Origin of the sequence: Caballeronia mineralivorans PML1(12) (assembly GCF_001028175.1) — a bacterium.
Classification (GTDB): domain Bacteria; phylum Pseudomonadota; class Gammaproteobacteria; order Burkholderiales; family Burkholderiaceae; genus Caballeronia; species Caballeronia mineralivorans.
In genome coordinates this window covers 19,859-34,163 of sequence record NZ_AEJF01000126.1, presented here as the reverse complement: position 1 = coordinate 34,163, position 14,305 = coordinate 19,859, and the positions used below count along the sequence as shown (strand labels likewise).

Annotated in this window: 12 protein-coding genes and 1 pseudogene; 5 read left to right on the top strand and 8 right to left on the bottom strand. The window is 61.1% G+C overall.

The window, feature by feature from the left end; translation table 11 throughout:
• Window positions 1–31 precede the first annotated feature (31 nt).
• The 5 genes from EOS_RS20365 to EOS_RS20345 form a co-directional block, all read right to left on the bottom strand.
• Window positions 32–1,837 carry an FAD-binding protein gene (locus EOS_RS20365; protein WP_235442891.1) on the bottom strand — a complete coding sequence of 602 codons (1,806 nt, stop codon included), beginning with the start codon at window positions 1,835–1,837 and terminating at the stop codon, window positions 32–34.
• A gap of 203 nt (window positions 1,838–2,040) precedes the next feature.
• The gene (locus EOS_RS20360) at window positions 2,041–2,466 is read right to left on the bottom strand and encodes a DUF3574 domain-containing protein (RefSeq protein ID WP_053063986.1); all 426 of its coding nucleotides are present in this window, start codon (window positions 2,464–2,466) and stop codon (window positions 2,041–2,043) included.
• 27 nt (window positions 2,467–2,493) lie between these two features.
• The gene (locus EOS_RS20355; protein ID WP_047848496.1) at window positions 2,494–2,898 is read right to left on the bottom strand and encodes a carboxymuconolactone decarboxylase family protein; all 405 of its coding nucleotides are present in this window, start codon (window positions 2,896–2,898) and stop codon (window positions 2,494–2,496) included.
• Entirely contained in the window at window positions 2,853–3,260 is a 408-nt protein-coding gene (locus EOS_RS20350; RefSeq protein WP_047848495.1) for a MerR family transcriptional regulator, read from the bottom strand. The genes EOS_RS20355 and EOS_RS20350 overlap by 46 nt, the downstream gene beginning before the upstream one ends.
• A 121-nt stretch (window positions 3,261–3,381) precedes the next feature.
• Window positions 3,382–4,806: an aminotransferase-like domain-containing protein gene (locus EOS_RS20345; protein WP_047848494.1), complete on the bottom strand. Its 1,425-nt coding sequence runs from the start codon at window positions 4,804–4,806 to the stop codon at window positions 3,382–3,384.
• Window positions 4,807–5,235: 429 nt separating this feature from the next.
• Here EOS_RS20345 and EOS_RS20340 point away from each other — a divergent pair, with 429 nt between their 5' ends.
• Both EOS_RS20340 and EOS_RS20335 read left to right on the top strand, forming a co-directional pair.
• Entirely contained in the window at window positions 5,236–6,468 is a 1,233-nt protein-coding gene (locus EOS_RS20340; protein ID WP_047848493.1) for an NAD(P)/FAD-dependent oxidoreductase, read from the top strand.
• A 36-nt stretch (window positions 6,469–6,504) separates the two neighbouring features.
• Window positions 6,505–7,653, top strand: a complete 1,149-nt coding sequence (locus tag EOS_RS20335; protein ID WP_047848492.1) for a branched-chain amino acid ABC transporter substrate-binding protein — start codon at window positions 6,505–6,507, stop codon at window positions 7,651–7,653.
• An 18-nt stretch (window positions 7,654–7,671) separates the two neighbouring features.
• Here EOS_RS20335 and EOS_RS20330 read toward each other — a convergent pair.
• Window positions 7,672–8,507: pseudogene (locus EOS_RS20330) on the bottom strand (LysR substrate-binding domain-containing protein).
• A 219-nt stretch (window positions 8,508–8,726) separates the two neighbouring features.
• On the opposite strand from EOS_RS20330, the gene EOS_RS20325 reads away from it, so the two are divergent.
• Window positions 8,727–9,797, top strand: a complete 1,071-nt coding sequence (locus EOS_RS20325; protein ID WP_047848491.1) for an NAD(P)H-dependent flavin oxidoreductase — start codon at window positions 8,727–8,729, stop codon at window positions 9,795–9,797.
• A 24-nt stretch (window positions 9,798–9,821) separates the two neighbouring features.
• On the opposite strand, the gene EOS_RS20320 is transcribed toward EOS_RS20325, so the two are convergent.
• Window positions 9,822–11,231, bottom strand: a complete 1,410-nt coding sequence (locus tag EOS_RS20320) for an aminotransferase-like domain-containing protein (protein ID WP_047848490.1) — start codon at window positions 11,229–11,231, stop codon at window positions 9,822–9,824.
• A 107-nt stretch (window positions 11,232–11,338) separates the two neighbouring features.
• Here EOS_RS20320 and EOS_RS20315 point away from each other — a divergent pair, with 107 nt between their 5' ends.
• Window positions 11,339–12,226 (top strand): DMT family transporter, encoded by an 888-nt coding sequence (locus EOS_RS20315; RefSeq protein WP_047848489.1) that lies wholly within the window; start codon window positions 11,339–11,341, stop codon window positions 12,224–12,226.
• A gap of 34 nt (window positions 12,227–12,260) precedes the next feature.
• Here EOS_RS20315 and EOS_RS20310 read toward each other — a convergent pair whose 3' ends face one another.
• Complete coding sequence (locus tag EOS_RS20310) at window positions 12,261–13,247, bottom strand: zinc-dependent alcohol dehydrogenase family protein (RefSeq protein ID WP_047848488.1); 987 nt, start codon at window positions 13,245–13,247, stop codon at window positions 12,261–12,263.
• A 111-nt stretch (window positions 13,248–13,358) separates the two neighbouring features.
• On the opposite strand from EOS_RS20310, the gene EOS_RS20305 reads away from it, so the two are divergent.
• Entirely contained in the window at window positions 13,359–14,213 is an 855-nt protein-coding gene (locus tag EOS_RS20305) for a LysR family transcriptional regulator (RefSeq protein WP_047848487.1), read from the top strand.
• The last annotated feature ends 92 nt before the right edge of the window (window positions 14,214–14,305 follow it).

Here is a 14,305-nt window from a genome sequence, read left to right as displayed (position 1 = left end):
CTGCGAAAGTCATTCGGTTGGTTTTCGCCGCCTATGCCAGTTTCGTGAAACCGTCGGCGCTCCAGCGTTCGCTCCCGACGCCGTGATGCACGAAAAACAAGCCATCGGGATCGTACCGGTCCTTAACGGCGAGCAGCATGCCGTAGTTCGAACCCCAGAAAGACCGCTGCCAATCCGCGTCGAAGAAATTGCTTTCCGCCACGTACGAACCGGCGTTCGGCACCAGTTTGCGCACTTCGTCCATCGCGCGTCCGATGGCCTGCGAGTTCCGGTGTGCCGTTGCGGTATCGGGCTCATGGCCTCGAATGCCAGAATAGGCGGGCGGTCCCTCTGCCCCGCAGATAAGCAGCGCGAAGGCATCGAGCGCAGCCGGGTTCATGGCAGTGTCCCTGGCAGCAGCGACGGCCTCGGGCGGCGCGCCTGCTAGGCCCTTGTTGAGGTGCAGCGACACGCGCCACTGGCGGCTCGCGGCAAACAGCGCGTCGGCGAGGGACTGACGCTGGTCGTCGTGCAGTAAGGCCGCCGGAAGCCAGGCCGATTCGTAGCCGTGCAGCACTTGTCCCGCCTCTCCCCGATTACCCGGCCAGAAGACATTGTCCTTGGGCGCCCCCGGCCTGTCGTCGGTACTGATGAAACCGAGGAGTTTCTTGAACATCGTCGGAGCCCAGAAACTACGGGCCGAGATTGCCACTATCTTTAGTGGTGAGAACTCGACTTTGAAATCGTCTGGTGCATCGTCGAGCGTGTCCATGAACGGTTGCCAGACCGCTTGCGCTTCACTGCGGCTGAGCCCTTGGAACACCATCGAAATCTTGAGGACGTTGTTGTGACGAAAGCTGATCTGTTCGCCCCAATGCGGATTCAACAGGCTCCGGCTAGTGAAGTCCACGATCATGCCAATCAACCGGCGGAATGCAGACGCCGATGTCGCGTTGATTGTCATGTTCACCGCGCCGAAGATTTCGGGCAAGTCGTGGACCTGCAGCGTAAGCCGCGTGACCACGCCCAGACTGCCACCACCGCCACCTTTCAGTCCCCAGAAGAGGTCTGGATTCGTGCAGGCGTTGGCGATTCGCACGACACCATCCGCCGTGACGACTTCGGCTTCAAGCAGGCTTCCAGCGGCGAGTCCGTACGCCTTTGAAAAGCTGCCGAAACCGCCGCTCTGGATGAGGCCGGCCACGCCAACGGTCATGCAGCCGCCGCCTTGCACGTAACCGCCCGCCTGCGTGGTGACGGCGTCATACACGTGCGCCCAGATTGCGCCGGCTCCAACCGTGACTGCCCGCATCGGCGCGATACGCCCCTCGCATCCCGCGCCGACAAACGCGTCGTGCAAGGTGATGTCGTCCATTTTGCGCGTCCAGACCAGCAGCGAATCCGGTGCATTAGACGTGCCCTGATAACTGTGACCGCCACCCTTCACCACGAGGCGCAAATTGTTTCGGTATGCGAAGTTGACGGCGGCGACGACATCGTTTGTATTGCGCGCGGCCACCGCATAGACGCTGGGCATCGATGTCCACGCATCGACCCAGCCGAGCGATTGCGTTAGTCCGACCTCGTCGCCGAGAAAATAGGGATTCTTGAGCGCCTTGAACAGTTGCTGGCAGTCGGCGCTATCGGGTGCATTGAGGCATGTCGTCAGCGGCGACTGTACTTTGACTAGTGCATCGCCTACTTGCTTGCGGAGTTCGTTCCACTGCGTCTCGGATGGCCAGCCCGCATCGCCGGGACGCACGCGAGCACGCGTACCGGATGAGGCTGCTGCACGCGCCGGTGCAAGCATCGCATTCCAGACGCCGGGAAACAACGTGAGCCCGGCCGCGAGTTGCAAAAGACGTCGTCTTCCTGGGGACGTCGTTTTCGTCGAAGGTTTCATCGATATGCGTGAAATCCCAATGGGGTCGCAAACCTGACCTTATCCCGCTTGCTCCTGTTCTGCACGCTCGACGCCGCGAAAATCGTTTTCCGCGTCGATCATGCGGCGCTTGAGCGGCGATATCCCACGCCGCCTATAGATCCAAGCGACAACGCCGCTTAGAAAGAAACGCAAGCCTGGCTTTTGACCCGGAGCACGGACTCCTGGTCAAAGCGCGATTTGTATTCGCTGGTGATTGCGCGGACCGCGGTTTCACTAGGCTCGTTGTCAGGATGCACGAGGCTGAGCACAAACGAGCCTTCGTGAACGATGGCGCCGTCAGCACCCTTCCATTGCCCCGATGCCTGCCACACTGTCAGCCCCTGAGGAAACCGGGGCGTGACCGACGTGCGCAAGAATTCCGTCCACTCTCCAGGCGTAACGACGCCAACCGACTTGGCCGTGCCGAAGTACATCACGTCGTTGACGGAGCGCTCCTGGCCGGGTGCGCAAGTGGTTTCCCTCACCGCGGCACACCCATACGCCGCAAGCATTAGCGTGAGGGCCGCAGCGGTTCGAAGATGACGCAAGGTGAGTGTTCTCATTATTTGCGCAGGTTGTACGATTCGCTATTACAGTTGATGGTTTTGAAAGACTTCCTTCGCGGCGAACAAGCCATTAAGGGCAGCAGGAAAGCCCGCATACACGGCCATTTGCATGATCGTTTCGACTATCTCGTCGCGGCTAAGCCCCACGTTAAGCCCGGCGGCAATATGGACTTTAAGCTGGGGTGTTGCATTGCCCATCGTGGTTAAGGCCGCTATGGTCGCGATCTCGCGGGAACGCGTATCGAGACCCGGCCGTGAATAGATATCGCCGAATGGAAATTCAAGCAAGTACTTCGCAAAGTCGGGCGCGATATCCGCAAGCGAATTGATGACCTTCTCACCGGCTTCCCCGTCGATCTCGGACAGGACTCGTTTGCCCCGTTCTAAGCGGCTTTCCTGATGCGCTTGGTGTTCGATTGCGTTTTGCATTTTTCAGTCCTCGATTGAGCGGCGGCATAGTTAGCTATCTTGGTGTCGAGGACGAGAAGGCAGGCTTGAAGTTCAGTCACCCGGATGCGCACTTGGTCGCGATGTTCCGCCAGCAGTTCAGCGCGCTCAGCCTCGGTAGCCTCGCCTTGCGCGCGCAATTGCGCATAACGCAGCATCTCCTGAATCGACATGCCGGTCGTCTTGAGGCGACCCAGGAACTCGATCCACGTGAGGACGGACGCGTCATACACCCGCTGGCCTGTGCTGTCTCGCGGTGCGAAAGGAAGCAGCCCGATGCGCTCGTAGTATCGAATCGTGTGGGCTGTAAGGCCTGTGCGCTGTGCGATGTCACCGATTTTCATGGCTGCGTTCTCGTTACGACGTTAGGCATCGTAGGACTTCGAGTGCACTCTAAGTCAAGCGTTTCCGCGATTTTTATCGGATATAGCCTGGGCGTCAATGCTGTCGCCAATCGATGGGGCTTTAAATCGTACCGAACAACGCACGCGGTTTATCCCGCAGGGTTTGCGCAACAATCCGCAGTGCGGTGACCAGCTGCTCGCGCGAGGACGCACACGCGAGATTGATGCGCACACCATGCTCGGTTGTCGATCGGTCGACCGCAAACGCCGACGCAGGCATGACGTTGACGCCGCGCGCGAGCGCGTTCGCGGCGAAATCATCCGAGCGCCACGGGGCGGGTACGCGCAGCCAGACGAACATGCACGCTGGATCGCTGTTCAGGTGCTCAGCCGGCAACAGGTCGCGCGCGAGATCCTGCCGTGCGCGCAACTCGGTGCGCTGCTCGTTGAGAATGGTCTGGGCCGTGCCGTCTTCTATCCATCGCGTGGTGATGAGCGTGGACAGCGGCGCCGGCATCCAAGCGGTGGTGCGCACGGCCTCGGCCGCCAGCGCGGCGCCGTTGGGCGGCGTGAGAAGGAAGCCCACCCGCAGGCCGGGCGCAAGGATCTTGGAGGTCGAGGCAACGTGGAACGTCAGTTCGGGACAGAGGCTCGCGATGGTGGGCAGGCGGGTTTGCAACAGCGGCCCGTAAACGTCGTCCTCGATGATCGCAATGTGATGCCGCCGCGCAATCTCGACGAGCGCTACGCGTCGAGCAAGACTCATGGTCACGACGGTCGGGTTCTGTAGATTCGGCACCGTGAAAATCGCTTTCACCCGCATGCGCCGGCATGCGTCTTCGAGTTGATCGGGCAACAGGCCGTCGCCATCGCTCGGAATGCCGACCAGCTCGAACTGGAATACCGGCGCGAGTGCTTTGAGCCCGTAGTAAGTCAACTGGTCGGACAGGATCACGCCGTCGTGTCCCATCAGGCTGCTCAATACTGCATATAGACCGTGCTGCGCGCCGCTCGTGACAACAATATTGTCCGGTGCTGGCGTGAAGCCCGGCGCGGCCATCCAGTGCGCGCCAGCGGCCCGCGCCCAGTCGGGCCCCTGGGGCGGCTGATACTCCTGCGTTTGCGCGAATCTCGGATCACGGGCGACGCTCGTCATGGTCCGGGCCAACTGCGCGAGGAATTCGCCCGTGGCGGGCCGGTTGACGGTCAGATCGATCACCGCGTTCGATGCAGCGTCGCCCGTTGCGGTGCGGATCTGGCTGGCCGGTACGAAGGGCATCGCGCCACCGGTCACCATCGATCCGCGCCGCTTGCTTGCCACGATCAGTCCGCGCGCCTGCAGTTCCTTATAGGCCCGCGAAACGGTCGACACGTTGATACCGAGTTCCACTGCCAGGTCGCGTTGCGGCGGCAACCGGCTGCCGGGTGGATAAAACCCGTTGCGGACCTTTTCTTCGAGCTTGCCCGACACCTCGAGGTAGGTCGCCTGACGCCTCTTTGTTTGAAGTGCCGCGTCGTTTTTTGTGTGGTTCTTAACGGTATTCATCCAGCCTCAACCTCCATACAAAAGCCTGTCCGGTCTCATGCAATCCGGTGTTTGCGCGCCGTGGTGCAGTGGACGCGGCCGTCTGCGCCTCGCCGCTTGCGATCGTCACAGCGATTCTATAGTCCGAACGATGCCACGTCACGCCCGAGACGCCGTTTTCATGGCCGGGAAAATACCTAAGTCCACACAAAGATAAACTAATTGCACACAAAAAAACTTTGTGTGAGGATGTTTCTATGGTTTGTGTGCCGGCGAAGCGCCGGTACGACACAGAGCGGTAGAAAAACAGAGGACTCTTGTGGCCGATCGATCGTTATCAACTTATCCGGCTCGTCCGGTGCAGCAATCGTCCGCGCCGGCGCGTGTTTCGTCCGATACGCGAAGCGGCGGACGCTCGCCGTTCACGACAGCAGACAACGGGAAAAAGTGATGGCCGAGGTCGCGGTTCTTGGTGCCGGCTTTATCGGCTTGTCGTGCGCTTACTGGCTGATGCGCGAAGGGCATCGCGTGACCATTTTCGACCCTCAGGGCCCGGGCGAAGGCGCGTCGTACGGCAACCCCGGCACCTTTGCGAACTATGCGTGCATCCCGGTCAACAACCCGGATGTGTTTCGCAATCTGTCGCGCTTCCTGCTTTCGTCGACGAGCCCTTTGCGGATTCGATGGGGGCACATGCCGCAACTGGCTCCGTGGCTCGTGCGCTTTTTGCTGAGCGCGAGGCAGAGTAATTACGAACACAGTGCAAGGGCGCTGGCGAGCCTTCTGTCGCGTGCATTCGAAGGTTATCGGGAGATGCTTGCGACCGATGCACTCATGAGCTTCGTGCGGCAGCGGGAGTGCCTGTACCTGTACTCGAACCCGGCATCGTTCAAGGCGGCGCAGGCGTCGCTCGACTTGCGCCGTTCGCTCGGCGTGCAGTTCAGGACCTTCGATAGCGAGGGCATTCGCCAGATCGAACCCAATCTCGCGCCGATCTTCGAGCACGGCACGATGTTCGACGACAGTTGGTTCCTCACCGACCCGCGCGGCTTCTTGCAGGCGCTGCATGGGTCGATGACCACGGGCGGGCTCGAGCACGAGCGAGTGGCCATAAGCACCATAAAGCCGCAACGCAGCGGCGCAGGTCTTGTCGATGAAGCCGGCCGGTCGTACACCGCCGGACACGTCATCGTTTGCACCGGCGCGTTGTCGAAGCGCTTCGCAAGGCAGTGTGGAGACCGTGTGCCGCTCGACACGGAACGTGGTTATCACGTGCGTTTTCCGGGCACCTCGGCGCTGCTTTCGCGCCCTTGCGGCTGGGCGGAGCGCGGTTTCTACATGACGCCGATGACAGGCGGCATTCGTGCGGCGGGCACGGTCGAACTCGGCGGTTATGGGCCGCGGAAAAATCCGGACCTGCTGAAGCTGCTGACGGCCTCGGCACAGCAAGCGCTGCCGGGGCTGCGCGAACCCGACAGCACGTGGCTCGGCTTCAGGCCGAGCCTGCCCGACGGCCTGCCGGTGATTGGACCATCGAGCGCGTCGCCGTACGTTATCTACGCGTTCGGGCATCAGCACCTCGGACTCACGCTAGGCGGCGTAACGGGCAGCGTCGTGGCAGACCTGGTGGCGGGCCGCACGCCGCCGGTCGATCTGAATCCTTACAGCCCAAGTCGTTTTTAACCCACGCAGCAGCCTCTCGAAACAAGGACTGACATCATGAAACGTCGAAACCTGATTATCGCGCTTGCCCTGACGGGTCTATGCGCGCATGCGCCGTCATACGGTGCGGACCCGGAGATCGTCAAGATCGGTTTTGCGGGTCCGCTTACGGGGCCGGTTGCACGCGTGGGCAAGGATTTGCAGTACGGCGCCCAACTTGCACTCGATGAAGAGAATGCGAAAAATCCGATCATCGGCGGCAAGCCGGTCAAGTTTGTCCTGGATGTACAGGACGATCAGGCCGACCCCCGCGTGGCAATTCAGGGCGCGCAGAAACTGGTCGATGACGGCGTCGTGGGCGTGATCGGCCACTACAACTCCGGATGCAGCATTCCGGCATCCGCGGTCTACCATCAGGCGAATGTCGCGATGATCACGCCCGGTTCGACCAACCCGCAATTGACGAAACAGGGCTTCAAGAATGTGTTCCGCACCATGGGTCACGACGGCATTGGCGGTGTGGTGGCGGGTCATTTCGTGGTCGAGCAGATCAAGGCGAAACGGATCGGCATTATCGACGATCGCACGGCGTTCGGGCAGGGTCTGGCCGACGCCTTCGAGAAGGGCGTCAAGGAAGCGAACGGCAACGTTGTCGACCGTGAGTTCACGAACGACAAAGCGGTCGATCTTCGCGCGGTCCTGACTTCGCTGAAGAGCAAGAATGTGGACGTGATCTTCTTTGGCGGTCTTGACGAGCAAGGTGCGATGCTCGTCAAGCAAATGCGTTCGCTGGGCATGCAGGCGCAGTTGTTCGGCGCGGGCGCGTTGAAGAGCAACGCGTTCCTGCAGATTGCCGGCTCGTCCGGCGAAGGCACGCAGGATCTGGAGCCCGGCCCGGCGCTTGACAAGTTGCCTGCGGCGCAGGAGTTCGGCAAGCGTTACAAGGCACGATTCAATCAGGATGTCGAACTGTATGCTCCGTTTGCTTATGACGCAGCGCTCGTGATGATAAAAGCCATCCATGACGCGAATTCACTGGATCGCCAGAAGATTCTCGACAGCATGTCGAAGGCGACCGTGACCGGTGTTACCGGAAAGATCGCGTTTGATCCGTACGGTGACTTGATCAAGCCGCCCTATACGCTGTTCGTCGTCCAGCAGGGGCAATGGAAAAGCGTCAAGACCGTGGGCGGTAATGGCGTTTAGTGTGGTTCATCGGCGGGTTCAGGCAGGCACCAGCGCGGGTAAGGCAACCGGACGCGCAATGTCGAGAAAGGCACTAAGCGCGGTGCTTGCGTGCACGTCGTGCCGACGCACGAACAGTGTGTCGACACAGGCATCTTCGGGCGCCACGTCATGCACGGCCACGCGGCCTTCGCGCCATGCCGTGGCGACCACGCCCTTCGGCAGCAGCGTCACGCCTACGCCCGCCGCCACGCAACCGAGCATGGCGCGAGCGAGCCGAATTCGAGCGGCGTGCTGGCCTGCATGCCGTGTCGCGCCAGCACAATATCCAGCCGTGTCCGGTACGAACATCCCAACCGGAACACGATGGTCTTGACGTTGCCCGACTGCGCAAGTTCCGCGATCGAACGGATATGACGCGCAGTCACGAGCACCATCTCTTCACGAAAGATGGCCTCGGTGGAGAGGTCTTCGTGATGCACCGGACCCGCGACAAATGCACCATCGAGCCGATACTGCAAAACGTCGTCGATAAGACTCGCCGTGGTCCCGGTGCGCACCACGAGCTCTACCTGCGGATACGCCAGCGCAAACGAAGCGAGCACGGTGGGCATGCGCAGTGCAGCGGTGGTTTCGAGCGTGCCAAGGATCAGCGGTCCGCGCGGTACGCCGTCATCCTTGACGGCGCTGCGTGCGTCGTCGAGCAGGCGCGCCATTTGCCTGGAGAAAGGCAATAGCCTGCGGCCCGCAGCCGTCAGTTCCACGCCCCGATGATGCCGGTGAAAGAGCGGTGCGCCCAGTTCCTCCTCCAGCAAGCGAACTCGCGCTGTCACGTTCGACTGCACAGTATGAAGCTCCAGAGCCGCGCGATTCATGCTTCCGTTTCGCGCGACCGACTCGAATATGCGTAAATCGGCGGCGTCCATATCGACTCTCGATATCGGGAAAAGTGATAGCAATTATCACATCAAAGCGCCGTTCGCTCCGCGAAAGCTTGCTAAGCTTTGTGCTGCTGACAGCGCGTGATAACGCGCTGTCTCGAGGCGCGCTTTTTACAGAGTGAAGCGGCGATCATCATCGAGGAGAAAAAGAGCATGGGCACCTGGCGCGATCGTCGGATTCTCGACTTGTTTGGTATTGAAGCACCTATTGTTCTAGGCCCCATGGCGGGTCCCGGCACGCCCGAACTGGCCATAGCCGTATGCGAAGCAGGCGGCCTGGGATCGCTGCCTTGCGCGCTACTCAACGTGGAGCAAGCGCGTGACGGCATCGCGTTGATCCGGTCTAAAACGCGCGCCCCAATCAACATCAATTTCTTCTGTCATGTTCCGCCGCAAGTGGATGCAGCGCGCGGCATGGCATGGCGCGCACGTCTGGCGGAGTATTACGTCGAGTATGGACTCGATCCCGAAGTGACGCCGCCCGCCGCAACCCGTCACCCGTTCGACAGCGACTTCTGCGCGGTCGTGGAGGAATTCAAACCCGAGGTCGTGAGTTTTCATTTCGGACTGCCAGATAAAAATCTATTCGATCGCGTGAAGGCGACCGGTGCGAAAGTCATGGCGTCGGCAACGACCGTGGCGGAAGCACGCTGGCTCGAAGCGCATGGGTGTGACGCCGTGATCGCGATGGGCCTTGAAGCAGGCGGGCATCGCGGAAATTTCCTGACGCAGGACTATGCTGCACAGGTCGGCACGTTTGCGCTGGTGCCGCAAGTAGCCGATGCCGTCTCTGTACCCGTGATCGCCGCAGGCGGCATAACCGACGCGCGTGGAATCGCCGCTGCGTTCGCGCTGGGCGCGGCGGCTGTGCAGATGGGGACCGCGTATCTGTTTTGCCCAGAGGCGAAGCTACCCGAAGTGCATCGTATTGCGCTGCGCGAGTCCCAGGATGATTCCACCGTGTTGACGAACATATTCACGGGCCGGCCGGCGCGCGGCATCATCAATCATGCGATTCGTGAACTAGGTCCGCTGTCCACTGTGGCACCTGCCTTTCCGCTTGCCGGCGCCGCGCTTGCGCCGCTTAAGGCCAAGGCCGAGCAGGCAGGGAAGGGCGACTTCACGAGCCTGTGGTCGGGACAGGCCGCGCCGCTTGGACGTGAACTGCCCGCGGGCGAACTGACGCGGGTGTTGATCAGCGAAGCGCTGGCGCGGATGACGTAGGCATTGAAGCTGCATCAAGACGGCTCAGCCACACTCGCCCATGGCTGCTTGCAGCACAGTAAAAACGCGCGGGTCCGTCGATTGTGCAACGTTAAAACGCAGGAAGCGGCTGGCGGACTGCACGACGCTGAACGCATTGCCCGGTGCAAGGACGACGTTTTCGGCCAGTGCGCGTTGGGCAATGTCCGCTGCGTCCAGTCCTTCGGGCAGCGTGCACCAGAGAAACATGCCGCCGCGCGGCTCGATCCATGGTTCGATGCCAAGTGCTTCCAGCCGCGCGCTTGTTTGTCCCATCGAGCGGGACAGGCGCTCGCGCAAGCCCTCCATATGCTTTCTGTACGTGCCGTCTTTCAGCACGCTGAGTATGAGTTCGGCAGAAAGACGTCCCCCGCCGAACGAGGTGGCAATCTTTAAATCGATCAATCGCTCGACCCAGTCGCGCCGTGCCGCGATAAAACCGCAGCGCACCGACGCGGAGAGGCTCTTGGAGAAGCTGCCGATATGGACGACTCGCTCCAGACCGTCGAAGGCTGCCAGACGAGGCGCGGCTTCGTGCTCGAAGTCGCCGAAGATATCGTCTTCGATAATCGTGAGGCCCGACTGGTCCGCGAGCTTCAGAAGCCGATGCGCAACGACCGGAGACAGCGTCGCCCCCGTCGGATTGTGAAGCGCCGAGTTGGTGATGTAGAGGCGAGGGCGATGCTCCACGAGCGCCTGCGCGAACAGGTCGATATCGGGACCGGACGGCGTGTACGGGACGCTGACAATCTTCGCCCGATGAGCGCGCAACAGCGCGAGGAAATTGAAATAACACGGGTCATCGACGAGTACCGTATCGCCCGGTTCGAGCAGCAAACGGCATAGCAGATCGATGGCTTGCGTGCCCGATTCGGTGAGGATGATCTGGTCGGGCGCCGCTTCAATGCCGCGATCCGCCATGCGCCGGGCAAGCAATTGCCGCAGCGCCGGGAGTCCGAGCGACGTGCCGTAGTCGGCCAGCACCGTTAAGTCGGTGCGCGCGGCGGATCGCAATGCGCGGCGCAGCCCCGCTTCCGGCAGCCATGACGCGGGCAGCCAGCCGCAGCCGGGTTTCAGGGCATCCTCGCTCGCTTCCAGCGATTGCCGCGACACCCAGAACGGGTCGACAACGCGGTCCAGGCGAGGGCCCAGTTCAGCGAGCGACAGCGGCGGCAGATGTCCGGCGACGTAAAAACCCGAGCCGCGGCGCGACTGGATGACACCTTCGGCCGCGAGGCGATCATAGGCTTCGACTACGGTGGATTTCGACACCTGCAAGGTTTCAGCGAAACCCCGGATGGACGGGACCTTGGCGCCCGGCGCCAGCGTGCGCGCGGATATCCGCTGCCGGATGACCTGCATGACCCGCTCGACCAGCGTGCCGGCTTCTGTTTCCAGGAGTGTAGTGTCTTCCATGTGTACTGATCTTTAACCCATACAGTTTTCCTTAACTGTAGTGCACTGTCTCTGGAAAAGCCATGCTCGGCAGACCGATACTGGCAAGCTGAAAACAGGGGTACACGATGGACAAGACTGCAAGCGGATGGATGAACGGTTTCCTCGGAATGCTGATTTTCAGCGGATCGTTACCTGCGACGCGCGTTGCAGTTGCCGCCTTTGACCCGGTCTTCCTGACGGTTGCACGCGCGGGCATCGCGGGCTTGCTGGGACTTGCGCTCCTGCTCGTGTTCCGGCAAAAGCGCCCCGAACGAGGCGATCTGATTTCGCTCGCGGTGGTGGCGTGCGGCGTGGTCATCGGCTTTCCTCTGTTGACCGCCCTCGCCCTCAAACACATCACCGCTGCTCACTCTGTTGTGTTCGTTGCCTTGCTGCCGCTGACAACCGCGATCTTTGGCGTCGTGCGCGGGGGTGAACGCCCCCGGCCGGCCTTCTGGCTGTTTTCCGGCTTTGGCGCCGCGCTCGTCGCCGGCTTCGCGTTGGCGCAAGGGACGGGCGCATCGCCTGTCGGTGATTTGCTGATGTTCGCTGCCATCGTGGTCTGCGGGCTGGGCTATGCCGAAGGCGGCAGGCTTTCGCGCAAGCTTGGCGGCTGGCAGGTGATCTCCTGGGCACTGGTATTGTCGCTGCCCATCATGGCGCCGCTGGCGCTCGCCACCATGCCGTCGTCCTGGGCCGACGTGGGCGGATCGGCATGGATGGGACTGGCCTACGTGTCCTTGTTCAGCATGTTGATCGGCTTCGTGTTCTGGTATCGCGGCCTGGCTCAGGGAGGCATCGCCGCCGTGGGGCAATTGCAATTGCTGCAGCCCTTCTTCGGGCTGGTGCTTGCGGCGACGTTGTTGCACGAACCGGTCGGCTGGTCGATGGTTGCTGTTGCGACTGCCGTGGTTCTTTGCGTGGTCGGCGCCAAGCGGTTCGCGCGGCCGGCGAATGGGGTGGTGTTGCGGTAACGCTGTCCATCTCCGATGCTCATCCCTTAAGCCACTATTGAATGTCGACGACCATTTTCCCTTTCGCATTTCCCGCTGTAATGGCCTGATAAGCCAGGTCGGCGCTGGTCAGATCGAAGCTACGCGGGTCGAGTTTAGGCACGAGTTTCCCGTCTTCGGCCAGTTGTGTTGCTACCTGGAGTATTTCTCCATGATGCTCGCGGTGCTTGCCGGTCAGTAGCGGCGAGAGTGTGAACACGCCCGAGTAACTTGCTTCACGAAATGACAATGGCGCCAGTGCATGGGTCCCCCAGCCTAGCGCGCTTACAACGTGTCCGAATTGTTTGACCGCTGAAAATGACGCGTCCAGCGTCGCTCCGCCAACGGTATCCGCCACTAAGTCGAAACCCTCTCCGCCCGTATAGTCGTGCACGTACTGCTCCACCGACCGTGCGCGATAGTCGATTGCGGTCGCGCCGTAACGCGCTATGAGTTCTGCGTCACCCGCGCTTACCGTTGCAAAAACGCGAGCGCCCAAGGCTTGCGCGAGTTGTACGGACACGTGTCCGACTCCACCTGCTCCGCCTTGCACAAGAACTGTTTGACCTGCTTTCAACTGCGCCCTGTCCACAATGCCCTGGTACGAAGTGATGAAGCTAAGCGGAAGCGCCGCGGCTTCTTTCATCGACAGGTTGGAAGGCTTTAACGCAATCAGCCGGGCATCCACCGCTGCGAACTGCGCGAGCGATCCCTGGACGCCGCCGACTCCGCCAGTCATTCCGTACACCTCATCACCAACTTTAAAGTGAGTGACGCCTTGCCCGACCGTTTCGACTACTCCCGCCATATCGATACCCAGCACTAGCGGCAGCGGATGCCTGGCGTGTGCGGCGTTGCCTGCGCGAATCTTCGTGTCCAGCGGGTTCAGACCGCTCGCTTTAATACGGACCAGTACCTGCCCGGGTTGCGCAGTCGGGCGAGAGAGTTCCGTGAGTTCGAGCGGGCCGTTATAGCGGTGCAGAACCAGCGCTTGCATGTTCATGATCTTTATCCCGTTGATCGAGCGAATTTGCTTGATTCATCTTCGTCCATGCGGGAAATTACGACAATCGACGTTATTGCACGACGGCCAAACGTTTCTGCATGAGGGAAAATGGACTGGGGCGATGTTCGAATTTTTCTGGCGATCGCCCGCACGGGTTCGCTTGGCGCGGCTGCAAAACAGACCGGTCAAACACAACCGACAATGGGTCGGCGGCTGCGAGCCCTCGAGGCAGCGGTAGGGCAGACCCTGTTTCAGCGCACCACCGAAGGCTTTGTTCTCACGGACGAAGGAGCTGGCGTGCTGATGCACGCGGAGCGGATGGAGGAGGATGCGCTCGCGTTCGAGCGCTCGTTGGCCGGCAAGGAGCCGCATCTCACTGGCGTACTTCGGGTCTCATCGTCGGACTGGTTTGGCATTCATGTCTTGACGCCAGTCTTCGCCGATTTCCTGCGCGCAAATCCACGGGTGAGCATCGAGCTTGTTACCGATTCTCGCCGGTTTAATCTGGCAAGGCGGGACGCAGACCTGCTGTTCCGGATTACGCAGTTTGACGAGGCCGACGTGATTCAACGAAAGTTCATGCACATGGACTACGCGTTGTACGGACCCGTCGACATGGTTCCCCCGCGGGCTGGCGACGGCGAGGGCTACAAGCTCGTCACAATGGACAGCGTATTTGGAACGCTGCCTGACGTCGACTGGGTGAGACGCGTGTTACCGAAGGCTCATGTGGCGTTCGGCAGTAACAACCGCGGCGCACAAGCCAGAATGTGTGCGGAAGGCGGCGGCCTCTCGGTTCTTCCTTGTGCGCTCGGGGACAACACGACAGGCATACATCGTATTGATCTTGGAGAGACGCCGCCTGGCCGCGACGTCTGGTTCGGGTACCATCGCGACCTGCGCCGGCTCGGGAGGTTGAGAGCACTGCTTGATCTGGTTATCGAGCGATTGGCGAACGTGTGAATTCGTTAGTCCGTTCGCTTTAATGCCATCGATCGGGGCCCATTCTTTCAATTTCCTTCCGTCCTGGGTGTAGCTAACTTTTATGTTCTGCC